This is a genomic window from Paenibacillus sp. USDA918EY, from assembly GCF_009870825.1.
Taxonomy (GTDB): Bacteria; Bacillota; Bacilli; order Paenibacillales; family Paenibacillaceae; genus Paenibacillus_AQ; species Paenibacillus_AQ albilobatus.
The window spans coordinates 106,197-130,912 of sequence record NZ_WTWY01000002.1 but is presented as its reverse complement, the minus strand read 5'-3'; the positions used below and the strand labels follow the sequence as shown (position 1 = coordinate 130,912).

Genomic DNA, 24,716 nt, shown 5'->3' with positions numbered 1-24,716 from the left:
GGAAGCAAATTGATCCATTGGGAGGAAACGACAATGTTGAAAGAAATGATTCGTAAAATCGTAACGGAACCTGAATTTATGGCCCGGATTCAAAACGGACAGCTGCAGCTGGCCGGCATGTCGGCATTGGAACAGCGCGCATTCATGGATGTCATGCAAGAGCGCAAACCGGATGACTCCCTCCGCAAAAGCGCATATTGGGCTTAAATTCTCAGCTGCTTTACCGCATACAACATTAAGTGATCTGGAGGCCTACTTCATTGTCGAAATGGACGAATAACATCAAACTTGCAGCAGGATGGATTGCACTTATCGTATTGGTCGCATATTTGGCAGGCGTTATCATAAGCCAACGGGACATGGGGATCGACGTCGCACCGAATGCGGACGGCCGGATGGCCGTGACGGCCATCGAGCCGGACAGCTGGGGCAAAGGCATCATTAAGCCCGGCGACATCGTGGTCAATGTGGACGGAGCCGATCCCCTCCAATCGGAAGCGATCCGGACGTATGGAGTCATTGTAGGCGCAGACCATATCGAGATCGAACGCCAAGCGCCTGACGGTTCTTCGTATACGATTACGTTTCCCGTTGATCATGGCGTTTCGGCGTACGGCACGTTATTTTATCTGGTCATCCCCGGCTTATCTCTGGTGCTGCTGCTGATTTTCTCGGTGTATGTATATAAGAAGGAAAAAGAAGACCGGGCTGCTAAGCTCCTGATCCTGTTTTTTCTGAGCATTGGTTTAAGTTATTTCAGCTCGGCAGCTTCGGGGCTGCTGAACCCCGTCGGAAGAATCACGCTCGGGATCAGCTTCGCCAGCATACCGGTCTTCTTCATCCACTTCATGGAAGCCTATCTTCGGAACTATCAAGAACGATTTATTACCAGGACGGGGCTTAGAGCTTTTTACCTGTTCGCCTCGTTGGTCGGTATGATGATGGTGCTGAGCGTCATTCCCGGAATCCCGATCCATCCGTATGAGACGACGGCGCTGTTGGCATTTTTCGTGTACGCCAATGTGGTCATCGTTTACAAATTGATTAGCAAATTCATAAAGCACCGTTCCGGGGAGCTCCGATCGCTTTTCAAATTTACGTTAACCGGACATACGGTTGCTTTTCTGCCGTTTTTGCTGTTTGACGCGATTCCCGGTTTTTTCGGCCTGTCCTTTGCCCCGGCAAAGCTGACGGCGATTTTTCTGGTGGCCATTCCGGTCGTGTATTTTTATCTCTTTATTACAAAAAGGCTGTTCGATATCGACTTTGTGCTGAATCGCTTCTTTTATTATACGACGATTTCTTTTATTCCGGCTTTGGTCATCATCGGCCTGATGGCCGTCATTATGCATCAGAATCAATATACCTGGGTCAAGTGGATTCAGTCTTTTCTATTGGTCTATTTCATGATTACGCTGTTTTTGTTCGCCAAGGAGTTTATGGACTATAGGCTGAGGCCTCATTTTCTTAAGGAAACCCATGATTTTCAAGGAAGCATCGACCGCTTTTCCAAGAGGATTTCGAAGGTGATGAAACGTTCCGATCTGGAGAAGCTGCTGGAGCGGGAGGTCTGCATGATTTTGCCCGTTCGGAATGTGTCTTTCCTTAAAATCGTTCAGGATAAAAGCATGGACCGTCCTACGGTTTCGGGGGACGGGAACGCTGATCCGGAGATCGAAGCCGCGCTGCAAAAACTGGGCTATAAGCCGGCGGTAGGAGATATGATTCGCCTGCCGGCCGGCACCGGGCTGGTGACGGGCAATTACGGAACGACGCAGCACGTATTGTGGATCGACGAAAAGGTTAACCATACGAGCCTCAACATGGACGAGAAGAACTGGCTCAAAACGATTGCCCATTACAGCGGGATCGTATACGAAAACCTGTACTTGATCGAAGGGTTGATCGAGAACCTGGAAACGGAAATGAAAAGCCAGAAGGAGGCGCCTTCCTGGGTGCTCCGCCTGATTTTTACCCTTTCCGAAAACGAGCGTAGACGGCTTGCTTCGGATCTGCATGACGCGGCTTTGCAGGATCAGCTCATCTGGTACCGGAAGCTGGAGTCGTTGATGCTGGATTACCCGATGGAAGACGGCTTGCTGGAACAACTGGACCAGATCAAAGAAGGACTTCTCGACGTTATTCATCAGATCAGGCAGACCTGCAACGAGCTGCGCCCGCCCCTCTTGAAGGAGATGGGGATCGTGGAGGCGCTGGAACAGTTGATTCAGCAGGAGCAGATCCGCTCCAATTATTCCGTGACGCTTCGGGCGGAACCGTCCGTCATCGAGCTTAATGACGTGCAAATTTTGGCGGTTTACCGCATCGTGCAGGAATTGCTGCGAAACGCCGACAAGCATGCGAGGGCGTCCCAAATCCTGATCGAGCTGGAGCAGCGCGACAGCGAATTGTATTTCTACTATAAAGATGACGGCCGCGGGCTTCAGTTGACGGAACTTACCGATTCGTTCAAACATATGGGGATTTCGGGTATCAAGGAACGCGTCCGCAGCCTTGACGGGGATATTGCGTTTCATTCGGAACCGGGCAAAGGCTTTGAAGTCCAGTTGACGCTGCCGATGAATCCCCACAGTGAAGAAGGAGGAGAGAACGATGATTCGTATTTTGCTAGTTGACGACCATCCTTCGGTATGTGAGGGTACGAAAACGATGATCGAACAGGACCCCGATATGGAAGTAACGGTTTCCTATCATTCGCCGGAGGCCCTCGAAATAGCCAAAAGTCAGGAATTTGACGTCATGCTGTTTGACCTCAACATTCCGGTGATCAGCGGTTTGGAGCTTACCAAACGATTGATGGGCATCAATCCGGATTTTCGGATTCTGATCTATACGGGCTACGAGATCAGCTCGAATTTCAATTTGCTGGTGGAAGCCGGTGTTTCGGGCATCATAAGCAAAACGGCCAGCCGGGAGCAGCTGTTGAATGCGATTCGCTGCGCACTCCGCGGGGAAGCGGTAATACCTGTTTCGCTTTTGAGGCAGCTGCGGCGAAGCGAGGTGAGGCTGTCCTCTGTACGCAACGATAAAACGATGGAAGACGTGTCCATTAATGAACGGGAGCAGGAAATATTACAGGAGGTTGCGGGGGGCAGCAGCAACAAGGATATCGCCGCGAAGCTGCTCATGAGCCAACGCACAGTCGAGTACAATTTGACCCGGATCTTCGAAAAACTGGGCGTGCGTTCGCGCTCCGAGGCGATTGTAGAGGCTAAAAGGCTCGGTCTGATCCATAATGGGGAATTTGTGTAATCCCTGGCTTTGTGGAATGGGCTTTTTGTTGTTGACTACTCCTCACCCTCTGTTATAATTTTTCCAATAACTTCAAACGACAACTAAAAGCGATGAAAAGAAGAGTACCGCGGCGACGCCTTCTGCAGAGAGCTCCGGGAGCTGAAAAGGAGCAGGGAATACCCGCGGGAACATGGTCTTGGAGCTGCGCACCGAATCCCGCCTCAGGGATGTAGACTGCGCCGGAAGCCCGCACCCGTTAACGTGCTAAGGTATAACCGCGGATGGGCTGCGGCGTACCTGACGAGGTGAGTGCCGCGAGGCATGGATGAATTTGGGTGGTAACACGTGGGCTAGCGAGCTCTCGTCCCTTAAGGGATGAGGGCTTTTTTATATTTGTGATGCCAAAAAAAGGAGGAGTAAAAGATGGCGCATATTTTTATCGGGGGAGCTTGGCCTTATGCCAACGGCTCGCTTCATTTGGGGAGGCTGGCCAGCCTGCTGCCCGGGGACGTGTTGGCGCGTTATTTTCGGTCCAAGGGGGAGAAGGTGCTGTACGTTTCGGGCAGCGACTGCCATGGAACGCCGGTGGCCGTTCAAGCCGCGCAGGAAGGCATGGAGCCGGGAGATTTTGCCGGACGGTATCATGAGGAATTCAAGGCATGCTTCGAAAAGCTGGGGTTCAGCTATGACCTGTACACGCGCACGGATCGGCAGGCCCATCATGAGACGGTGCAGGCTTTGTTTTTGAAGCTGTTGGAGCAAGGGTATTTATACCGGAAAACGGTCATGCAAACCTATTGCGAGACGGACGGCCGCTTTTTGCCGGACCGGTACGTCGAGGGCATTTGCCCGGTTTGCGGCAAGCAGGCGCGGGGAGACCAATGCGACCATTGCTCCACGCTGCTGGAGCCCTCGGACCTTAAGGAGCGGGCCTGCAAGCTGTGCGGCCATGCGCCGGTGGAGCGGCCGACGGAGCATTATTATTTGGCCTTGTCGCGGTTCCAGGAGGTTTTGTCACGTTATGCCGGTCAGGCGGAGGGCTGGAGGGACAACGCCGTGCAGACGACGGAAAGGTATTTGAAGGAAGGGCTGCAGGACCGGGCGGCCACCCGGGATTTGACATGGGGCGTGGATGTGCCGCTGCCGGGGTTCGGGGATAAAAAAATTTACGTGTGGATCGAGGCCGTTAGCGGTTATCTGTCCGCCAGCAAGCAGTGGGCTGCGCAAACGGGGGAAAGATGGGAGCCGTTTTGGCTGGAGGAGGAGGGGAAGATTACGTCCTATTACGTGCACGGGAAAGACAACATCCCGTTCCATACGCTCATTTGGCCGGCTATTTTGCTTGGCGCAGGCGGGCTGCATCTGCCGGACCGGATCCTATCCTGCGAGCATTTGACTCTTGAAGGCAAGAAGTTTTCGACCAGCCGCAACTGGGCCGTATGGGTTCCGGATCTGCTGGCGAGATACCATCCGGATTCCATCCGGTATTTCCTGATCGCCAACGGGCCGGAGCGCCGGGACGCGGATTTTTCGTGGCGGGAATTCATCCATAGCCATAACGGGGAACTGCTTGGCGCATTCGGCAATTTCGTGCAGCGGACGCTTGCTTTCGTCCATAAATCGTTTGACGGGATCGTGCCGGAAGGAGAGCTTCCGGATCCATGGGGAAAATCGCTGTCGGCGTTATACCAAAGCGCCGGTGACAACATCGAAGCCGGCCGGCTGAAGGAAGCGTTGGAAGACATTTTTTCCGCCGTTCGCAAGGCCAACAAATATTTCGACGAAGAAAAGCCGTGGCTGCAGATCAAGGACAACCGGGAAACCTGCGGCGCCACCCTGCACAGCTGCATCCAGATCATAGCCAACTTGAGCTGTCTGCTTACGCCGTTTATCCCTTTTTCCTGCCAAAAAATCCGGGATTTTCTGTCTCTGCCCGAACCGTCATGGCAGGTGGATTTCGTGCCGGCCGGACGTAAGCTGAATCCGCCGGAGCTGCTGTTCGAACGAATCGACGCATCCCGGATCGAGTAGGAGATGGAGCGTCTATCGGCAAAACCGACATCGGGCGGAAACGGCTTCGAATAACAACAAGTTTTCTCAGGAAAAATGATTGACAATCAAAGCATGGGCGGTTAAATTAAACGATGTATTAAACATTGTTTAATTTCATGCGGAAAGGGGGAAGGAACCCGCATTGACGAAGGAAGACAGCTCGGTAAACACACCAGGAACCGATACAAAACTAGACTTGTTAAAAGCCACCGTCGAGCTGATCCGGGAGGAAGGAATCGCATGCGTCACGCTGCGCAGAATCGCGGACAAGGCGGCAGCGAATTTGGCGCTGGTCAACTACCATTTCGGCTCGAAGGAAAAACTGATCGCCCAGGCCATCGGAAGCATCGTGGGCACTTTCGAGGACGCCTTCGCATTGCTTGACGATCGTACCATGGGGCCGATTGAGCGGCTGAAGCAGTTTTTTTGCCGGTATATCAAGCGTCTTCAGGAGTACCCGGGCCTCGCCAAGGAGCTGCTCGACCAGAGCCGGCTGATTCTCTGCTCCCAAAACGAATATGTCCGCTACAGCAAAGTCATGAAGACGGAAAAGCTGATGGATACGCTGGTGGAAATCACGGGCGAAACGGATGAAACGGTAATACGCTGCATGATGGCTCAGCTCTACGGAGCGTTGTTTTACCCCGTCATTATGAACTCTTACCTCGGGATCAACGGGGAAGAGCCCGCGCCGGAGATTCACCTGCCGGATCTGGAAGCCCAGGTCGACATGTTGTTCAGTCACTATTTTCACAAATACGAGAGATAGAGAAACAAACTAACTACAGAAATGAGTGGAGAAACCTATGTCTAAACCAATGGCGGGACATCCCGCCGCAGGAGAGGCCCCTTTTTCGCTGAAAGCGATCCTTCCGCCCCTTCTGGCGATCATCGTCGGCATGATTATGGTTATTTTGGACGGCACGGTCGTCAATGTCGCCGTCCCCAAGCTCGTTGACTTCTTTCATACGGATCTAAAAACGATCCAGTGGGCGATCACCGGCTACACGCTGGCGCTGTCGGCCGTCATTCCGCTTGCCGGCTGGATGACCGACCGGTTTGGAGCGAAGCAGGTTTTCGTGACGACGGTCGTCCTGTTCGTCTTGGGATCTGCGTTGTGCTCGATCGCGCAAGATGCAACGCAGTTGGTCATCTACCGCGTCATTCAGGGACTCGGAGGCGGCATGGTCGCACCGATCGGGATGGCGATGGTGTTCAAGCTGGCGCCGCCGGAACGACGGGGCGCGATCATGGGGATGCTCGGCGTGCCGATGCTGCTGGCGCCTGCGCTGGGTCCGGTATTGTCCGGATGGCTCGTGGAATACGCCAACTGGCGCTGGATTTTCCTCATTAACGTGCCGATCGGCATCGTCGCCGTCATCCTCGGCATCGCCTATTTGCCGAAGGCAGACCGCAATGCGGCGAAACAGCTGGATCTGCTCGGCATTATTCTCGCCCCGATCGCGTTTGCCATGCTGGCATACGGCGTCAATGAGGGCGGCAGCGTGTCCTGGACCTCCCGCGGAGCCGAGCTCGGCCTCGCGATTGGCGGAGTTGCGCTCGTGTTGTTTATCATCGTGGAGCTGATGCATAAAAATCCGCTGCTCGAGCTGCGGGTTTTCCGTTCCTCGGATTTTACGCGCGGCATTATTTTGACGTGGATCATGCAGGCATCGCTGTTCGGCTGTATGCTGTTCGTGCCGTTGTACCTGCAAAATATCCGGCAGTTCACGCCGCTTGAGACCGGCCTGATCCTGCTGCCGCAGGCGCTTTGCTCGGCTCTGGCCATGCCGATCGGCGGCCGGTTTTTTGACAAGTACGGCGCCCGCCCGGTGTCCTTTGTCGGACTTCTGATCATTGCCGCATCGCTGTTTTTCCTCAGCGGAATCCATGCGGATACGTCGCTGTACGTCATTATGCCGCTGCTGGGCGCGATGGGCTTCGGCATGGGCTTGTCGATGATGCCGCTGAATACGCATGTGCTGAATGCGGCGCCCCGCCAGTGGGTCAACCGCGTCACGCCGCTTACGTCGGCATTGCAGCAGGTGGTCGTGTCCTTTGCCGTGGCCGGCATGACCGGCTATTTGACGAGCCGCATCAACCATCATGTCGCAGCGGCCGGCAAAGGCGGCAACCCGCTCGAAGCCTCGGTCCTCGGGTTCGGCGACGTCTTTTTGCTGTCGGCCTGGATGGCCGTTGTCGGCGTCGCGGTCTGCCTCATTTTGCGGAAGCCGAAGGAAATGGCCGTGGGATCGGAGCCGGAAGGCGAAACCAAGCCGGATCCGTCGCTTATGATCGGCCACTGATCCCGCTAGGCCCCTGTACCACCTTCAAAAAAGAGCCTGAAGCCCGTTCTTGCCGGAACTTGGCTTCGGGCTTTTTTCCTCCATGGGCATTCGCCGGTGCTTTCCGGCTGACGGTAAGCCCATCCGGTAATCAAGGCGCAGAATGCGCGGATCGAAGGGAATGTCTGCGTTCATTCCGGAAAAGATGTAGGATAGGGAGCCCCATTTTTTCGAAAACAGGAAAAATTTTTTTAGGCTCCGGTTGAAACCTAAGCAGCTGAATTATCGTATAAGCATCTTAAATAGTCATGATCATATTTTTTTCAAAGGAGAAGATGAGCTTTAATGGACAGTGACAGGTATGTTTTAAATTTGGTTTTGGTTGCACTCATGATTGGATTGTCGGCCTTTTTCGTAGCGGTGGAATTTGCGGTGATCCGCGTCCGCGCCAGCCGCGTGGACCAGCTGATCGCCGAAGGGCGCAAAGGCGCGCACGCCGCGAAAAAGGTGCTCGGAGACCTGGACGGCTATTTGTCGGCCTGCCAGCTCGGAATTACGATTACGTCGCTTGTGCTGGGCTTTCTCGGAGAGCCGACGGTGGAGAAAATTTTGCATCCGCTGTTTGAAAAATGGCATTTTTCCGAAGGGTTAAGTTCTTTTTTATCCCTCCTGATCGCATTTGTCGTCATTACGTACCTGCATGTGGTCATCGGCGAACTCGCGCCGAAAACGGTGGCGATCCGCAAAGCGGAAACCATTGCCCTCTGGTTCTCGGCCCCCATTATCTGGTTTAAAAGAATCATGTACCCGTTCATCTGGCTGCTTAACAGTTCGGCCAACCAGCTCGTTCGTTTGTTCGGCGTCAAGCCGGCCTCGGAGCATGAAGAAGCCCATACCGAAGAAGAGCTGCAAATCATTTTGAACGAAAGTTACGAAAGCGGAAAAATCAACGACAACGAATTCGGATACGTAAGCCGGATCTTTGCGTTTGACAATATGCTGGCAAAAGAGATTATGGTGCCGCGCACCGACATGATCTGTCTCGACAAAAACAAGCCGCGCAGCGAAAACGTGGAAATCATCAAGGAGCAGCAGTATACCCGGTTTCCGCTGATCGACGGCAGCAAGGACAACGTGATCGGCATCATCAACACGAAGCAGTTTTTCCTCGCATATGAGGACAACCCGGACGTTGACGTATCCACGCTGATCCACCCGGTCATGGCCGTGTCGGAAGTGACGCCGGTGAGCGTGCTTCTGCAGCGGATGCAAAGCGAAGGCACGCATATGGCGGTATTGATCGACGAATACGGCGGTACGTCGGGCATCGTTACGATCGAGGACATCATCGAGGAAATCGTCGGCGAGATCCGCGACGAATTTGATGCGGACGAAGAAGAGGAGATCCAGGAAGTGGAGAAAAACCATCTGATCGTAGACGGGATGGTCTCCGTTTCGGAAATCAACGACTACTTCAATCTCGATCTGGACACGAAAGAATGGGATACGATCGGCGGCTGGCTTTACAGCCAAAACAACGAGATGGAAGAGAAAGAATCCTACATGCATGAAGGCGTAACGTTTACGCTGCTGGAGAGGGAGAACAACCGTTTCTGCAAGCTGGAAATTATCAAGGAAACGCAAAGAGAGGAATAAAAGATGGACAACTCCGTGAATTGGGCGAGCCGCTTCAAAAAATTTTTTCTGAACAACCGTTTCGTATTGTTTTTGCTGGTTCTGCTCTTGATTGGCCTGAATATTATGGTGCTCAGTAAAATATCGTTTATTTTCCACCCGGTGATCGTGCTGCTGAAAACCGTCATTTTGCCGATTATTCTCACGGGGATTGTGTACTATCTGCTGAATCCGATCGTCGATTTTCTTGAGCGGCACAAGGTGGGGCGGCTTCAGTCCATTTTGCTGCTGTACGTGCTGATCATCGGCATCGTTGCGGTGCTGCTGACGCTTGTCATTCCGGTCATCCGGGAACAAATCATGGATCTGGTAACGAATTTTCCCGCGTACAGCGAAATGATCCGGGTGCAGTTCGAGCATTTGATGGGCAGCAAATTGATCAACCAGATTCAGGAGTCCATCAACTTCGATCCGCAGGAAATGATCCGGACGGTTTCGGAGAAGGCTTCTACTTTCCTGAATAAAACATGGACCGGGATCGGCGGATTCGTCGGCAACGTCATTGAAGTGGTGCTGGCCATCGTCACGGTGCCGTTCATTCTGTTTTATTTGCTGAAGGACGGCAAAAAGCTTCCCGGCTTCATTCTCGGTTTCGTGCCCACGAAGCTGCGCGGCGAAACGAACCGCGTCATGAAAGAGATGAACCATCAGATCAGCTCTTACATCCGCGGGCAAATCATCGTCAGCTTTTGCATCGGGGCGCTGTTGTTTATCGGCTATATTATTATCGGCCTGAAGTATTCGCTCATTTTGGCGGTGATTGCGGCATTTACCAGCGTCGTGCCGTATTTGGGGCCAGCCATCGCGATTACCCCGGCCCTGATCGTGGCTGCGGTCACCTCTCCGATCATGCTGCTGAAAATGATCATCGTCTGGACGGTCGTGCAGCTGATCGAGGGCAAGTTCATTTCGCCGCAGGTCATGGGCAAAACGCTGAAGATTCACCCGATCACGATCATTTTCGTCATTTTAACGAGCGGCAATCTGTTCGGCATCGTCGGCGTATTGCTGGCCGTTCCGGGATACGCGGTGCTGAAGGTCATCGTTTCCCACATTTATCAATGGTTTAAAGTCCGCTCCCGTTTGTATGAACCGGTGAATCCGGAGCAATAAGCAAGAGAAGGCCGCAGGCGAGTCCTGCGGCTTTTTTCATAGATCTTCGTATGAGCAGCAATGAAGGGAAATCTCAGTGTCAGTCTCCTTTGACCCCCGCCTCGATGGTTTCTTTCATCACTTCCGCTCCGCGATGTATGCGTGCTTGAATCTCGGGGGCAAGGTGCTCCGGCAGAAAATCGGTGATCCACACGAGCTTAGAAGCGTTCTCGCCATGAGGGAAAACCTGAAAGGACGCATGATGATGCAACAGGGGCAAACGCGTTTCTTTTACCGCATAAGCCATCCGCCGTTCCTTGTCATCAATAGAGACGATGAATTCGCGGGTGATCCCGCCATTCGGCAGAACCAGAGTCCTTTCGTAGCCGTTCATGATCGTATCTTCGGTATAGCCGGGAACCAAACGATGATGAACTGCTCCGGCATCGCTTACTGCATCCCAAACATGTTCAGGTGTGGCCTCAATCAAAATCTCCTTACGAATCGTTGGCAAAAAGATCACGCTCCTTGAGGTTATTTTATTTTAGGGTGAATTCATGGTCAATCAGTAATTGTGGTAGAATCTGTAATTATACGTGAGAGGACGAGATGAATAGAATGAATGCGGATATAAGGGCAAGACTGGCAACCTTAACTGATGCGGAGGAACTGTCGAGGCTAAATCAAGAGTTTAACGGAGGCGACAGAAGACCTCCGGCCCAAATCATGAAAAGCCTGAACACCAACAACGAATTGGTTGCCGTGGCGGAGGTTAATGGCAGAATCGTCGGTTTTGGCTGTGCCCAAAGTTTTGATTCATTTTGCTATGAAGAGCCGCAGGGGGAAATAACCGAACTGTATGTAGAAGAAAACGCCCGAAGAAAAGGGGCTGCAGCCGCCATACTTTCTTGTCTGGAAGACAATCTTAGGGAGCGTGGCGTAAAAGATATAAAAGTACTTACAGGAAAAGAGAACGACGCCGCAATTAGAACGTACGAACATAACCGTTATGTTATAGACGATGAACTTTTATTGAAGAAAAGAATAGGGGAATGAACCGCACAAAAACCGGCATCCGTAGTCGTGGACAAGTGGATTGTGTCGGAAATGAACGAAGCCGCCGATTTTTATACAAAAAAATACGAGGAGAGGGATCCGTGCAATCCATGCAGATGAAACTGGAAGCATACATAAACAAGTATTTGGAATTATGGGACTTTTACGGCGTTATTCAGGTCATCCAAAAAGGCAAAGTGCTTTTTGAAAAAGCCTACGGCGGCGCCAGGCGCAGTGTTTGATTACAACAACTCAAACTATAATTTGCTTGCATGGATCATCGAGCATGTTTCCGGGGAGAAGTACGCGGATTTTATGCGAAACCATATCTTCCTGCCCTTGAAGATGATGAACAGCGACGTTGATGACGGCGCTAAGCCTCTTATCAACAGTTCCTCCAATTACTTAAAAGATTTTGACGCATACGTCAAAAGTCCATACCATAACGAGAAATTCAGCATCGGTGCAGGTGCCGTCGTTTCGAACGGGGAAGATTTATACCTTTGGCATGCCTGTTTGCGGGACCGGAAAATGCTGTCGCGGAAGACGTATGCCCGGTTTTTTAATGTGAACAAAAACAACTACTGCTACGGGCTGGAACACCATCATGTTTACGGAACGGACCGCTATTCCCACGGGGGAGACCACCTTGGAGTCAGCGCTTATATGCAAAGTTATTTTGAAGAAGATATTTGCATTATCATTCTCTCCAATAATGAGGCTGTAAATCAGTACAGGTTGGGGAATGCCATCTCGGATATTTTGCATGGCGTCGACGTCGATGTTCCCGGGAAACATCAAGAATTCCCCATGAGCGAAACCAAGTTCAAGGAGTACTGTGGAACATACTTGAAAGATAAGACCCAGGTGGAGTTCATTCGCGGCAAGTTATATTTTACGAGATTCTCCGGCAATCTACATATCGAGATTTATCCCGTAGACGAGGGGAAATTCGTTCGCAGATATTCCGATCAGATCCATCCCTACAGGATCACTCCCAACGAAAATGGAGAGATGACGTTTTTCGGGTTTGCCAAGCACTGATTATTGAATTGGTAACGGAAAGTTTACTTTCAAATACAGAAGGGACAGGTGCGCAATGAAAATGGCATTTGTATTATTCGATGGAATGACAAGCATGGACTTTGCCGGTTTTTATGAAGCCATAACCTGGTTGGCCATCCTGAAGGCTAAGGAAAACGTAACTTGGGCCTTTTGTGCCGATAAGGCCGAAGTGACGGATGACCGGGGGCTGAAAATGAAGGCGGACAGGGTGCTGCCGAATTTGGGAGAATTCGATCTTATCTTTGTCCCGGGCGGTCTGCCAACAAGAACGCTTCGATTCAATGAGGCTTTTATGAATTGGATTCGGACAGCAGAGGCCGTTCCGTATAAAGTATCCGTTTGTACGGGGGCATTGCTTCTGGGAGCAGCCGGATTCCTTGAGAGGAAAAAAGCGACGACCAACTCGTCGGCTTACGATTTGCTGGCTCCTTATTGTTCCGAAGTCATCCAGGCTCGGGTCGTTCGTGACGGTCAAACCATCACCGGCGGCGGCGTGACGGCATCCGTGGATCTGGGTTTGTACACGGTCGAATGGCTGACGAATACCGAGACAGCGCTTAAGGTGCAGAAAAACCTGGAATATCCGTATTATCAGGCAGGCAATTTGAGCGATGTTTACATGAGAATCAAGTAATGTTACTTAGCATGCAATGGATGTTTCAGGTCGGTTAACCCATTGCCTGTAAGAAAGGATCGATTTCTTGTAAATGAAGTTGGGGAAATAAGGGAATATGCTCCGGATTGGGTCAGGTTGTTTGAAGACTTGCGTAATTTCGTGCTGCCGGCGTTGAGCGACATGATCGTTGCCGTCGAGCATGTTGGGAGCACATCGGTTCCAGGGTTGGCAGCCAAACCTATCGTGGATATGGATGTAGTCGTGCCTACGGAAGCCGAGGTTCAAACAGCCGTTCAAAGGCTGACTTCCCTTGGATATCTTCATGAGGGCAATTTGGGCATCGCCGGGCGGGAAGCGTTTATTCCTCCGGATCACGTACCTTGGCATCACTTATACGTCTGTACGGCAGAAAACGAGGAATATAAGCGTCATATTTTGTTTCGTGATTATTTGAGGAGCCATCCCGAGGACGCAAAAGCATACGGTGATTTGAAGTTAGAACTTGCAGAGAGGTTTCGCGATGACCGCAAGTCTTATACTCGTGCCAAAAGCGATTTCGTGAATGGGATACTGAAACTCGCCGGATGGACATGATGCATGTTTTCCATCCCGTCCCGAAAAGTGTTTGATCGATGATCAAGTACTTTTTTTGAAAATGTGTTTGGTTTTGTTCCTTTCCATCGTTAATTTCGTATGAAACGAAACGATAGGAGTGAGAACATGAGCTTTATTTCAAGAATCGCCGGCGTTGAAATTCCCGTTTCCAACCTAAGGACAGCCGTTGATTGGTACGAGCGGGTCATTGGCGTAAAGGTTGTGGGCGGGTTCGATGAATCCTCCACGGAGGCCATGCTTGATTTCCCGAATCACCCGGCGGGAATATATCTTGTTCAGACCGACTCGAAAGACAGGCTGAAATTTCAGAACACGAATCATGGCTATACGCAAAGCGTTATCGATTTTTATACGGATGACCTGGTTGGGTTCCACAACCACTTGAAAATGCTCGGGGTTTCAACCAACCGCGAAACGATCGAGTTAAAGCCCGGTGAGATTAGCGGATTCGGGTTCTTTGACCCTGACGGAAATTCGCTCGGTGCCACCAACGGATAAGGAGGATATGCCCTAATTCAAAAATATCGACGAGGTGAAGCCTGTGACAGAGCAGCGGAAAGTGAAGTTGGTTGAAAGAATCGATGCCGTATTTTTGCCGGTAAAAGGCTTGGGCAAAGCGGTCGATTGGTATACGGATATTTTCGGCCTGGAGGTTCGCTGGCGGAATCAGAGATTTGCAGGCTTGGACGTAGGCAGCAACGTCGGTTTTCATCTCGTGGAGGTAAAGGATTACGCGGCGAATCAAAATTATTGCCCTTCTAACTTCGCCGCGCATGACCTGGATTCGGTACGGGCCAAGCTGGAAGAGCGCGGGGTCGTCATGTCGGGGTACCGGGACGGCGAGCCTAGGAGATTTGATTTTTTCGACCCGGACGGCAATATTTTAACGATTATACAGGTAGGGGAATGATTCGTATCCGCAGCGTCTCTCCAGAGCAAAATGGGGCCGCCCTCAAGATCTTTTGGACGGCCTCTTTTTGCGGGGCGTATCAAGCTGCCGCGCTTGTGATCGGCGGGAAATCGACGGGTCATCTGACAAGGCGATAGCCGGCGCCGGTGAACCGTTTGTTCACCTAGCATCCTCCGTCTATCTGCAAAATCAGTTGAACCCGCCGTTGACGCGAATCGTCTGCCCCGTGATCCAACGGGCTTGATCGCTGACGAACAGCTCGACGGCATTCGCAATGTCCTCCGGTTCGCCAAGCCGTCCGAACGCATTCATTCGGCGGTACGAATCGACCAGCTCCGGCGATTTGCCGTTCAGGAACAATTCCGTCGCTACTTGCCCGGGGGCGATGCAGTTGATGGTGATGTCTTTGGGACCGAATTCCTTGGCCAATTGCCGTGTCAGCTGCTCAACCGCGCCCTTTGTTGCGGCATATAGACTGTAGGTCGGGAGCATTGCACCCGAGATGGACGTCGAGAAGTTAATGATTGTTCCGCCTGGCGCCATATGTTTCATCGCTTGTTGGCAAGCGAAATAAGTACCTTTGACGTTGAGCGCGAAATGCCGATCGAATATCTCTTCCGTCACGTCCGAGATCGTAACGTTTGCCATAACCCCTGCATTGTTGATCAAAATGTCCACGCGTCCGAACCGCTCCAACGTTTCCGAGAACAAGGCTTCGACTTCGGCCACTTTGCTCACGTCGGCCCGGATGGCCGCCGCTTGGCCGCCAAATTGCTCAATTGTCTTGACAACCTCATCCGCTTTTTCCCGACTCGAAGAATAATTGACAACCACTTTTGCTCCGGCTTTCGCCAATTGGATGGCTACTTGCCGTCCGATCCCCCGCGACGCCCCGGTGACGATTGCAACTTTTCCATTCAAACTCATTTCTTCTCCACTCCTTCATCCGATATGGGCCGATCGGTCGTTCGCCGAATTCGACCTTGCAAATTCATTATAGGAAGGATCGCTACCTTGCCGTTAGATCATTTCTGTCCGAATCTTGCCTAATTCTCTTCCGTCTCCATATAATAGACGTAACATCCTACCTGGAAAGGGGGCCGGCCTACATGGACAAAACGGATGAACCGCAACGCCTGGAACATGCTTTGAAGCAACTGGCGTTTTTAATACGCCGCCATGCTCCGGAGGGCGGGATTCATCGGACGGCGATCCCTTCGTTGACGCTGATGCATGCGACGCGCTTGTCGGAACCGCTGGAATCCATCTACAAGCCATCCATTTGCGTTGTGGCGCAGGGGGCTAAAGTAGCCGCGCTGGCAGATGAATCCTACCGGTACGATCCTTCGACTTACCTGGTCACTTCCGTCGAATTGCCGATGATGGGCCGAATTGTCGAGGCTTCCCCCGAGATTCCCTATTTAAGTTTGAAACTCGGCTTCGATATCGACGTCATCCTGGAGATCATGGAAAAGGCGAACCGCCCCGCTCCCGCGCCCGCGGAAGCCGCCCGCGGGATCGCCGTGAACCAGACGTCTCCCGCGCTGCTCGAAGCCCTTGTGCGGCTTGTGCAGCTGCTCGACGCGCCTGAGGACATTCCGGTTCTTGCGCCGCTTGCCATCCGCGAAGTTCTGTATCGCATGCTTCAGGGCGAGCAGGCCGCGCTTCTATGCCAATTCGCGATCAGCGGCAGCCATGGCTACAACATCGCCCAAGCCATCCGTTTGATCAATCGGCAATACGACCACCCGCTGGCGGTTGAGCAGCTTGCAAAGACCGTGAACATGAGCGTGTCGGCTTTTCATAAGCATTTCAAGCGCGTCACGGCGATGAGCCCGTTGCAATACCAGAAAACGGTGCGTTTGCAAGAAGCCCGGCGGTTAATGTTGACGGAATCGCTGCAAGCCTCCGATGCGGCTTTTCGCGTCGGCTACGAGAGTGCGTCCCAATTCAGCCGGGAATACGCCCGCATGTACGGAAAACCGCCGGCGCGGGATGTTCAGGAGCTTCACGGCTTGGTCGCTAGCGGCAACAGGATTGTCCACTGAAAATCGGATAAAAAGATTGTGATATGCTCCCGTTACGGCAGACAGGCGAAATAAGAAAACTGTTAGCGTAAGGGGGCTTTTTCATGCTTAACAAACATGCAGTACGCCAGTGAAACTCGTTATGCTTGATGAAACCTTAAGTGGTGAAAAATCGGCATCCGATATATGACATGAACCTTTGCCTTAAAATGGGCAAGGGGATACGGCAAATACCGCTTTTAAAGGAGTCTAAAATATGGCTATTGATGAGATCATTCAAATGTTGGAACAGGCAGGGCTGGGAGCCTATAAGCAGGCTATCGCCAGATGGATTTATCCGACGGCATATCTGAATTTGCAGCCTGCGCATGATTCTTCGATCCCTGTGGGGAGCAGCAAGGTCGGAGGTCATCCGGATCTGCCTGAAGACGCGGAATGGCCGACGTGGAAGGACTACGAAATGACCTTTATCGCCCAGATCAACCTGGCGGAATGTCCCCGGGACCTGGCCCTTCCAAAGAGCGGCCTTCTATCTTTTTTCTATGCCGTAGAGCCGATGTTCGACGATGATGACTTTTATGGGGACCCTGATACTTGCCGTGTCCTCTATTTCGACGCTGAACGGCTTGATCAAATTTCGCGCAGAAATATCCCCGAACGTTTGAATGCGGCTTCGAGGGTGAAGCCTAACCGCATTTCGTTTGAATCATCTCTATCCGTCCCGGATTCGGAGTCCGCCTTCCTGGAAAGCTTGGACCTGGGCTGGAGCGGCAACCGTGAGCATTTTGATCAATACTGGGAGGTATTTTTGCCGGAGTTTGAACGGGCATGGGGGAAGGACGACTATATTAACCGTTTGATGGGACATCCGGATCAAATTCAAGGGGATATGCAAGTCGGCTGCGAGCTGGCCCGCGGCGCGTACGGCTGGGATGACATGGCGAATTCCGAAAAACGCAAGCAGATCGTGAATGCGGCCGTAAAATGGCGTTTGCTGCTGCAAATCGATTCCGAGGAGGACAAGACGGGAATGATGTGGGGGGATGTCGGCCGGATATATTTTTGGATCCATGAAGACGATCTTGCGGCGCTGCGCTTTGACCAGGTGGTTTGCGAGATGCAGTGTACATAGTTCAGGATTTTGATTGGCCGATTTTGCTTTTTAGGGCATTTCCCGCCAACCCATTGTAATTACGGAAGGAGCATGTGATAATGGGGTGTTCGTTTCAAGAAGATCAACGGAAAAACAACGATTTTTGAACTGGAAAGCTGAGGTAATTCGAACGTGGAACGGTACCCTTTTGCATATGATCCTTCCCAGCCTTTTATTCAGCAAGCGGCGGACTGGGTAGCGGATGTTTTTTACGAGCTGCTGCCGGAAGCGGGCTTTGAAGTCCGGGACGAGCAGATTTATATGGCGTTTCAATTGGAAAAGGCGTTTGCCGAGAAAAAAACGATTTTTGCCGAAGCCGGGGTGGGCACGGGCAAAACGCTGGCCTATCTTTTGTACGCCGTGTGTTATGCGCGTTATACGCGCAAGCCGGCGGTCATCGCCTGCGCGGACGAGTCTCTGATCGAGCAGCTGGTCAAACCCGAGGGCGATATCGCCAAGCTGGCCCGGCATTTGGACCTGGTGATCGACGCGCGGCTCGGCAAATCGCCGGATCAATACCTATGCCTCAAAAAGCTGGATCACGCGCGCGTGGAAGGCGATGAGGAGATGGTATGGGAAGACATCGCGGCAGGTTTGCCGGACTTTGTATATTCCTCTGCGCCGATGCAGTCCTTCCATACGTACGGCGACCGGCGGGATTATCCGCAGCTTGGCGACGAAGAGTGGAAAAAAATCAGCTGGGATCCCTTCCAGGACTGCTTTACCTGCGACCGCCGCCACCGCTGCGGACAGACCTTGTCGCGGGACCATTACCGGCGCGCAACCGACGTGATCATTTGCTCGCATGATTATTACCTGGAGCATGTGTGGACGTACGACGGCCGCAAACGCGAGGGGCAGCTGCCGCTGCTTCCGGAGCATTCCTCCGTCGTGTTTGACGAGGGGCATTTGCTGGAGTCGGCGGCCATGAAGGCGCTTGGCTACAAAATGAAACATACGGTATTCGAGGAACTGATTACGCGCCTGCTGCAAAACGAAATCCGCGAATCGCTCGCCGTTCGGATCGACGATGCCATCGTGCAATCCGAAGCGATGTTTGGCGCATTCGGGCGGCACAGCCGCCTCATTCCGGGTTCGGACCGCAAAGAAATTATGCTGACGGAGGAACTTCTCGGCGAAGTGCACCGGTTCCGGGGGCTGCTGACGGCGATTGAAGAAGAGCTGGTATTTGAAGGCGAACTGTACACGCTGGACGAATATCAGCTCCGGATCGTGGAGGAGCATCTGGACATGATGCAGCAGGCGCTTATGCTGTTCGAGCGTTCGGAGGCATTGATCTGCTGGGTCGAGGACAGTCCGGAGGGGCTTACGCTTTCGATTATGCCCGGAACGGTCAAGGATGTGCTGAAGACGCATGTTTTCGGCCCGCGCATGCCGATCGTGTTTTCGTCGGCTACGATGTCGGTAGACGGTTCGTTCCGTTACCTCGCGGACAGCCTCGGCATTGAAAGCTCTCTGTCTTTTTCGGTCGCTTCGCCTTATGCGTATCCGGAACAGATGCAAGTGCTGGCGCCGGCATGGAATCTCGCAGACGGCTTTGAAGGCAAAATGAAGGAAGCGGTACGGCTGCTGCAGCAAACCGGCGGCAGGGCGCTGATTCTGTTCCGTACCCGGGAGGAGCTGCGCCGGTTCAAACATATGGCGAAGGACGAGCCTTTGTTGACCGGGATACCGTTTTATTTTGAAGGCGACGGGGAAATCAGCCATCTGATTTCGGCCTTCCAGCGCGAAGAGGAAAGCGTCCTGTGCGCGCTCAGCCTATGGGAAGGCCTTGACGTTCCGGGGCCGTCGCTGTCGAACGTCATCATCTGGTCGCTGCCGTTTCCGCCGCATGATCCGGTATTTAACGCCAAACGGAAGGCGGCCGCCGATCCGTTCGCGGAAGTGGACCTGCCGTACATGCTGCTGCGTCTGCGCCAAGGCATCGGCCGGCTAATCCGTTCCCGGGATGACCGCGGCATCGTCGTGTTGCTGGGCGAAGAGCTGTGGACGAATCCCGGCGTCAAGGAAAAGGTGCTGGCCGTGCTGCCGGAGGGCGTGGAGCTGTGTGAACAGGTTTAAAGGTTTCAAGACTGCTTAAAAGATACATCGTAGAAACGGCAAGAGCCGCGCATTTGCGCGGCTCTTTGCTATGAAAGCGTCCAGCGGAGCTCTTCATCTCAATAGATATTCCGTAACCCGTGACTGCGTTCCTTGTTATACGTTGATGATTGGTTCTGTTTTACGCCGGATTTCCGATCGTCCCCATAAACAGCCAAAGCCCGGTTTGGCCGTCTTCGATACAGAAGAAAAAAGGACGATCCACGTTCATCTCGAACCGGCCCGCCGGCGGAGCCGAACCCGCCATGGCCATTTCCGTGACGGCCGCCGCTTCCGTGCCTTGCTCATTCACGTCAAGGACCATCTTGTGCAGCACGGAGGACACAAACAGCGGTTTGGCGTCGGACATGGCGGTAAAATCGGCGGCGGCCGGGTCGAAAGCTTGCTTCATGCCCATGGCGACCAGCGCATCGCTTAGCTCTAGCGAAGATTCCGCTTTGAAGCGAGGAAGCCGGATTTCGCCGGAGGCATGTTCGAAACGGGCTTGCCAAGTGGAAGGGTCCTTGCGGATGCCCTTCATGACATCGGCGAGCGAATGCCCGCCTGCGGGAAGCACGATCAGCATGTTCAGCCGCCCGTCACCGTAGGGCAGGCGAATCGCCTGAGCTTCGGGCGTTTGCTTGAATTCGAACATACCGGTCCGCTTCATCATCGGCACTTGTTTGGTCGTTTGATCGCTTAGCGTAAAGTCGCCCTCCGTTGTGTCTTTCGGATCGAAAGGATTCTGCCAAGCGCCGTTAAAATAGACGGTATTCAGCAGAATCGCCACCGTGTTCCGATCTGGAGCCTGCTCGAGAATCGCCGGGATTTTGCCGCCCGTATGTTCGTTTACCCAGCCGTTGATCTCCTGGACGGTGCGCCCGTTTTCAAAATCCACGGCCTGAACGTCGGCATGGTAGCTGTTTTCCGCCGTTTGAATAAAAGGTTCTTTCATTTCCATGCCTTTGCGGTACCAGACGGAATTGGCCGAATTCAATCGAACCCCCGACCCCGCATCCCCGAGAAGCGTATACAGCGTCCGGACCGAGGCGTTCGCCTGCTCCTTGCCGATTTTTTCGATGCCGAGCACCCGCGCCATTTCTTCGGCGGTTTGTCCGCCGCTGCCCTGATAGGCTAACGATATAGCGGTAAAAATGCTGTACGGGGACAATAGGATATTATCTTTTGCCGACTCCGCGAGCTTTTCATGGAGCCGCAGACCGAGCCGATTTTGCGCCCGGATCAAGGCGGGATCGAGCTTGTCTGCCACCGTCTGCCTTTCGGCGAAGGAGAGGACATGGACGTTTTTTGCCTTTTCCGCGGAATCCGGTTGCCGGCCGGCGCAGGACGACAACAGGAGCAGCGAAGCGCAGAGCACGGGGAGCAGCGAAAATTTTTTTCGGATCATCGGATTAAACCGCCTTCCATGTTCACATGATATTCATAGACGTTCCAGATCTTAGGAAGTTGCGCCTCAAAAACCCGTTCCCGATTTGATTCTCCCTGATCCCGGGCGGTATAATGAACATAGAAGTCAACTAAACTGACCAATTTTTAACTTTTACTCATAACAAGGAGTTGTGCTACTTATGCCCAAAACACCCCGTCGACAGCAAGAGGATTTGGCATCATTGTTTTCGCTCGCCTTCAGCGCGTTGAATGAGGAACTGCATGAGCGGCTGAACGAGCTTGGATTCGGAGATATCCGGCCCACGCACGGTTTTTTGTTCCAGGGGCTGGTTCCGGACGGGGCCACGGCCAAAACGCTGGTTGAGCTTTTGGGTATATCCAAGCAGGCGGTGAGCCAGATGCTGGATTACTTGGAGGAGCGCGGCTATGTCGCCCGCAAACCGCATCCTTCGGATGGCAGAGGCAAGCTGGTGGTGCTTACGGAACGCGGCCAGGCATTGATGAAAGCCAAGGAAAGCATTTATAACCACATTGAAAGCCGGTGGGGAGCCGTGATCGGCAACGATCGGCTGCAAATGATGCGTTCGGATTTGAAACGGATTATCCAGAGCGTAAGCGAAGGGGATTTGCCAAAGAAGCTTCGGCCTTCCTGGTAAACCATCGTTCGCGAATGCCTGAAAAATATGATGCCAAAGGATCGAAAAATGAATGGAACCGTCTCTAATTTTAAAAGCTTTATCGAATGAAACACGTCGTCAAATATTGACTTGGTTAAAACATCCGGAACGGCATTTCGATGAAACGCCTTACCTTCAGCACGGGGTGCCCCAGCGCATCGGCGCCTGCGTAAGCGACATTCAGGAAAAGGCCGGGCTTGCCCAATCCGTCGTCTCGAGTTATTTGCTCATGATGCAAAACGCCGGTTTGCTTGAAATGGAGCGGGTGGGAAAATGGACCTTTTACCGCCGCAACGAGAAAACCATCCAGGCTTTCGCCGATTATATCCGGAATGAATTGTAATGCCCAAGAAAAAGGAGGAAGCTCCTTTTTTTTGGGCTATTGTATTTACATATCTAGATAAATAGATGTATAATGTCGGAGGACTCAACGGCAGGTCGAACGGTCGGGAGGAGATCAAACACGTAAGTGGGATTTTTTTGCGTTGATATATCCATATATATGGATATGTAGCTACGACTTAAAGTGAATTGGAGAGAAAACAACATGAAAAGTAAAACAACGATGCTGATTATGATTTTGTCTTTGGGCGTTTTCGGCATCATTACGACCGAAATGGGAATCGTCGGCGTATTGCCCCAGGTAACGGAGAAATTCCATGTATCCGCATCGCAGGCGGGGCTGCTGGTCAGCATTTTTGCGCTGGTCGTCGCCGTTTCGGGTCCCTTTGCCACATTGCTTGCATCCGGCTTGAACCGCAAAGCGGTTTTAAGTTCGGCGGTGTTGATGTTTGCGGTTTCTAACGTATTTTACGTGCTGACAAGCCGGTTTGACGTGCTGATGGTTTTCCGGATTATTCCGGCCATGTTCCATCCGGTGTTTTTTTCGATTGCGCTTGTCACGGCTTCGCAGCTGGTTTCCCCGGAAAAAAGCGGGCAGGCGGTGACGAAGGTTTTTGCCGGCATCACGGTCGGTTTCGCGTTCGGCGTACCGCTGACTTCGTATTTGGCGGAGCAGGTGTCGCTGGAAACGGCCTTTTTGTTTGCGGCTGCCGTCAATTTGGTCGCGTTCATCGGCATTTTGGCGCTGATGCCGTCCATGCCCGCCCAAGAAAAAATGTCTTACGCCAAGCAGCTCGGCGTACTGCGGAAACCGGCCTTGTGGCTGAACGTTGCGGCGGTCTGCTGCATGTTTGCGGCTATGTTTTCGGTCTACAGCTATTTTGCCGAATACCTGGGGCAGGTCACGCGCATGAACGGCACCTGGGTCAGCGCCATGCTGCTGGCCTTTGGCGTGATCATGATCGGCGGCAACTTCCTGTTCGGCGGTCTGCTGCAAAAAAATATGCTTGGCACGACAATGGCGTTTCCGCTGCTGTACCTCGTGTTGTATCTGCTCGTTTATGTCTTCGGGAGTTCTTTTCTTCCGATGCTGCCGGTCGTTTTTTTATGGGGCATCGTTCATTCCGGCGGTCTGATCGTGAGCCAGACGTGGCTGATGAGCGAGGTCAAGGAAGCGCCCGAATTCGGCAACAGCCTGTTTGTTTCATTTTCCAATTTGGGCATTACGCTCGGCTCATCCGCGGGCGGTTGGTTCATTTCCCGTTTCGGCATCCACCAGCTCATTTGGTGCGGCATGCTTTTTGCGGCGATGGGGCTCGTTTTGATCGTAACCAAGGCGAAAATATTCGGCGTATCCCGGAGGCCGTCCGCTGCGGTCATCGATTGAGCGTACCGGCTATATTATGAACGAACGCCTTAACGCAGCAGATGGGTCAGCCCAATCATCGTCAGCAGGCCAAAAATGAAAGAAAACGTCGCTGCCCGTTCATTGCCGTCCCCGTGGCTTTCGGGAATCAGCTCTTTATAAACGACAAACAGCATGGCCCCGGCGGCAAAGGCCAGGCCGTAAGGGACGACGGCATGGAAGGTTTCGGTGAAGCGAAGTCCGGCCCAGCAGGCGGCAAGCTCCAGCACGCCGGTAAAGGCGGCCAAGAGCAGCGCCCAACGCCGGCGCATCCCATGGGTGATCAGAAACAAGGCGGTGAGAAAGCCCTCCGGAATATTTTGCAGACCGATGCTGAGCGCGACGATCGTCCCCAGATCCTGGTTGGTGCTGCCGTAGCTGACTCCGACGGAAAGCCCCTCCGGCAGGTTGTGCAGCGCCATCGCGGAAAGGAACATGAGAGAGCTTGTCCGGTCGTTATTTTCGCCGTGCAGGGCATGCCCCGGATCCTGATGGGGAATAAGCAGCTCCATCAAGGTGAGTATCACGGTTCCCAGAATCGTGCCGGCAGTCAGAATCCAAAGGTTCGATAATTTCAGCGCGGCCGGGATGAGGCCATACGTCGAAGCGGCCACCATGATGCCTGCGGTAAACGCGAGCAGGATATCCCTTCCCCGATGCGTGACGTTGCTAAACAGGAGCGCCGGCAGCGCGCCTACGGCAGTGCAGATGGAAGTCGCCAGACTTCCCAGCAAAATGGTGTTCATCTTGTCCTCCTTTTGGTATGGCTGACTGCCGAAAATCTCACTTGTACAACCATATGATCCAGCGTCGGACTCTATTCGCAAAAGAAATTCTTCCATGATCGTCGGGATTCTTTGGGGAGTTGCGGCGCAAGGCGCAAATTCCGATAGGGCATGGCAGATTTGTAGATTTCCATCGCAATCCAAATAAAACAACCCTACAAAGCGGGGCCTTGGCT

The 24,716-nt window shown here is 52.8% G+C and carries 26 protein-coding genes; 21 read left to right on the top strand and 5 right to left on the bottom strand.

The annotated features are described in order from the left end of the window. Nucleotides 1-33: 33 nt before the first annotated feature. The 6 genes from comX (at nt 34) to GQY55_RS04860 (ending at nt 7,613) form a co-directional block, all read left to right on the top strand. On the top strand, nt 34-207 hold the full coding sequence (gene comX / locus GQY55_RS04885; RefSeq protein WP_160038786.1) for a competence pheromone ComX: 174 nt from the start codon (nt 34-36) through the stop codon (nt 205-207). Nucleotides 208-260: 53 nt separating this feature from the next. Next, nucleotides 261-2,636, top strand: coding sequence for a sensor histidine kinase (locus GQY55_RS04880; protein ID WP_160038784.1), 2,376 nt, complete (start codon nt 261-263; stop codon nt 2,634-2,636). Next, nucleotides 2,614-3,273 carry a response regulator gene (locus GQY55_RS04875; RefSeq protein ID WP_160038782.1) on the top strand — a complete coding sequence of 220 codons (660 nt, stop codon included), beginning with the start codon at nt 2,614-2,616 and terminating at the stop codon, nt 3,271-3,273. The genes GQY55_RS04880 and GQY55_RS04875 overlap by 23 nt, the downstream gene beginning before the upstream one ends. 405 nt (nt 3,274-3,678) lie before the next feature. Next, nucleotides 3,679-5,286 (top strand): methionine--tRNA ligase, encoded by a 1,608-nt coding sequence (gene metG / locus GQY55_RS04870; protein ID WP_160038780.1) that lies wholly within the window; start codon nt 3,679-3,681, stop codon nt 5,284-5,286. 163 nt (nt 5,287-5,449) lie between these two features. Further along, on the top strand, nt 5,450-6,076 hold the full coding sequence (locus tag GQY55_RS04865; protein WP_160038778.1) for a TetR/AcrR family transcriptional regulator: 627 nt from the start codon (nt 5,450-5,452) through the stop codon (nt 6,074-6,076). Between the two features lie 37 nt (nt 6,077-6,113). Next, nucleotides 6,114-7,613 (top strand): DHA2 family efflux MFS transporter permease subunit, encoded by a 1,500-nt coding sequence (locus tag GQY55_RS04860; RefSeq protein ID WP_236575427.1) that lies wholly within the window; start codon nt 6,114-6,116, stop codon nt 7,611-7,613. Nucleotides 7,614-7,637: 24 nt separating this feature from the next. Here the strand turns inward: GQY55_RS04860 and GQY55_RS31230 are convergent, their stop codons facing one another. Continuing rightward, nucleotides 7,638-7,787 carry a hypothetical protein gene (locus tag GQY55_RS31230; RefSeq protein WP_236575426.1) on the bottom strand — a complete coding sequence of 50 codons (150 nt, stop codon included), beginning with the start codon at nt 7,785-7,787 and terminating at the stop codon, nt 7,638-7,640. A gap of 150 nt (nt 7,788-7,937) precedes the next feature. On the opposite strand from GQY55_RS31230, the gene GQY55_RS04855 reads away from it, so the two are divergent. Together GQY55_RS04855 and GQY55_RS04850 are read left to right on the top strand one after the other, a co-directional pair. Further along, nucleotides 7,938-9,248 (top strand): hemolysin family protein, encoded by a 1,311-nt coding sequence (locus tag GQY55_RS04855; RefSeq protein ID WP_160038776.1) that lies wholly within the window; start codon nt 7,938-7,940, stop codon nt 9,246-9,248. A 3-nt stretch (nt 9,249-9,251) separates the two neighbouring features. Beyond that, nucleotides 9,252-10,400, top strand: coding sequence for an AI-2E family transporter (locus GQY55_RS04850; protein ID WP_160038774.1), 1,149 nt, complete (start codon nt 9,252-9,254; stop codon nt 10,398-10,400). A gap of 79 nt (nt 10,401-10,479) precedes the next feature. Here the strand turns inward: GQY55_RS04850 and GQY55_RS04845 are convergent, their stop codons facing one another. Next, on the bottom strand, nt 10,480-10,893 hold the full coding sequence (locus GQY55_RS04845; protein ID WP_160038772.1) for an SRPBCC family protein: 414 nt from the start codon (nt 10,891-10,893) through the stop codon (nt 10,480-10,482). A 95-nt stretch (nt 10,894-10,988) separates the two neighbouring features. On the opposite strand from GQY55_RS04845, the gene GQY55_RS04840 reads away from it, so the two are divergent. The 7 genes from GQY55_RS04840 to GQY55_RS04815 all read left to right on the top strand — a co-directional run bounded on the left by GQY55_RS04840 (nt 10,989) and on the right by GQY55_RS04815 (nt 14,641). Continuing rightward, on the top strand, nt 10,989-11,435 hold the full coding sequence (locus tag GQY55_RS04840) for a GNAT family N-acetyltransferase (RefSeq protein ID WP_306434059.1): 447 nt from the start codon (nt 10,989-10,991) through the stop codon (nt 11,433-11,435). Continuing rightward, nucleotides 11,432-11,677, top strand: coding sequence for a hypothetical protein (locus tag GQY55_RS31225; protein WP_236575425.1), 246 nt, complete (start codon nt 11,432-11,434; stop codon nt 11,675-11,677). Before GQY55_RS04840 ends, GQY55_RS31225 begins: the two co-directional genes overlap by 4 nt. After that, nucleotides 11,640-12,479, top strand: a complete 840-nt coding sequence (locus GQY55_RS04835; RefSeq protein WP_236575424.1) for a serine hydrolase domain-containing protein — start codon at nt 11,640-11,642, stop codon at nt 12,477-12,479. Before GQY55_RS31225 ends, GQY55_RS04835 begins: the two co-directional genes overlap by 38 nt. A 55-nt stretch (nt 12,480-12,534) precedes the next feature. Beyond that, on the top strand, nt 12,535-13,134 hold the full coding sequence (locus GQY55_RS04830; RefSeq protein ID WP_160038770.1) for a DJ-1/PfpI family protein: 600 nt from the start codon (nt 12,535-12,537) through the stop codon (nt 13,132-13,134). Nucleotides 13,135-13,176: 42 nt separating this feature from the next. Beyond that, a complete protein-coding gene (locus GQY55_RS04825; protein WP_268894991.1) occupies nt 13,177-13,710 on the top strand; it encodes a GrpB family protein in 534 nt (177 codons plus the stop codon). A gap of 126 nt (nt 13,711-13,836) precedes the next feature. Further along, nucleotides 13,837-14,229 (top strand): VOC family protein, encoded by a 393-nt coding sequence (locus GQY55_RS04820; RefSeq protein ID WP_160038768.1) that lies wholly within the window; start codon nt 13,837-13,839, stop codon nt 14,227-14,229. Nucleotides 14,230-14,272: 43 nt separating this feature from the next. Then, nucleotides 14,273-14,641: a VOC family protein gene (locus GQY55_RS04815; protein WP_160038766.1), complete on the top strand. Its 369-nt coding sequence runs from the start codon at nt 14,273-14,275 to the stop codon at nt 14,639-14,641. Nucleotides 14,642-14,830: 189 nt separating this feature from the next. Here GQY55_RS04815 and GQY55_RS04810 read toward each other — a convergent pair whose 3' ends face one another. Further along, complete coding sequence (locus GQY55_RS04810) at nt 14,831-15,568, bottom strand: SDR family oxidoreductase (protein ID WP_160038764.1); 738 nt, start codon at nt 15,566-15,568, stop codon at nt 14,831-14,833. A gap of 182 nt (nt 15,569-15,750) precedes the next feature. Between GQY55_RS04810 and GQY55_RS04805 the strand changes: the two genes are divergently transcribed. The 3 genes from GQY55_RS04805 (at nt 15,751) to GQY55_RS04795 (ending at nt 19,903) form a co-directional block, all read left to right on the top strand. After that, the gene (locus GQY55_RS04805; protein ID WP_160038762.1) at nt 15,751-16,689 is read left to right on the top strand and encodes an AraC family transcriptional regulator; all 939 of its coding nucleotides are present in this window, start codon (nt 15,751-15,753) and stop codon (nt 16,687-16,689) included. 235 nt (nt 16,690-16,924) lie between these two features. Continuing rightward, nucleotides 16,925-17,800 carry a YwqG family protein gene (locus GQY55_RS04800; RefSeq protein WP_160038760.1) on the top strand — a complete coding sequence of 292 codons (876 nt, stop codon included), beginning with the start codon at nt 16,925-16,927 and terminating at the stop codon, nt 17,798-17,800. 153 nt (nt 17,801-17,953) lie between these two features. Next, the gene (locus GQY55_RS04795; RefSeq protein WP_160038758.1) at nt 17,954-19,903 is read left to right on the top strand and encodes an ATP-dependent DNA helicase; all 1,950 of its coding nucleotides are present in this window, start codon (nt 17,954-17,956) and stop codon (nt 19,901-19,903) included. A gap of 160 nt (nt 19,904-20,063) precedes the next feature. On the opposite strand, the gene GQY55_RS04790 is transcribed toward GQY55_RS04795, so the two are convergent. Further along, nucleotides 20,064-21,329, bottom strand: coding sequence for a serpin family protein (locus GQY55_RS04790; protein WP_160038756.1), 1,266 nt, complete (start codon nt 21,327-21,329; stop codon nt 20,064-20,066). A gap of 181 nt (nt 21,330-21,510) precedes the next feature. Here GQY55_RS04790 and GQY55_RS04785 point away from each other — a divergent pair, with 181 nt between their 5' ends. From GQY55_RS04785 to GQY55_RS04775, 3 genes are all read left to right on the top strand, one after another. Next, nucleotides 21,511-21,987, top strand: a complete 477-nt coding sequence (locus GQY55_RS04785) for a MarR family winged helix-turn-helix transcriptional regulator (protein ID WP_160038754.1) — start codon at nt 21,511-21,513, stop codon at nt 21,985-21,987. Between the two features lie 52 nt (nt 21,988-22,039). After that, nucleotides 22,040-22,351 carry an ArsR/SmtB family transcription factor gene (locus GQY55_RS04780; protein ID WP_160038752.1) on the top strand — a complete coding sequence of 104 codons (312 nt, stop codon included), beginning with the start codon at nt 22,040-22,042 and terminating at the stop codon, nt 22,349-22,351. 204 nt (nt 22,352-22,555) lie between these two features. After that, a complete protein-coding gene (locus GQY55_RS04775; protein WP_160038750.1) occupies nt 22,556-23,737 on the top strand; it encodes an MFS transporter in 1,182 nt (393 codons plus the stop codon). A gap of 29 nt (nt 23,738-23,766) precedes the next feature. Here GQY55_RS04775 and GQY55_RS04770 read toward each other — a convergent pair whose 3' ends face one another. Beyond that, nucleotides 23,767-24,501, bottom strand: coding sequence for a ZIP family metal transporter (locus GQY55_RS04770; RefSeq protein WP_160038748.1), 735 nt, complete (start codon nt 24,499-24,501; stop codon nt 23,767-23,769). Nucleotides 24,502-24,716 lie beyond the last annotated feature (215 nt).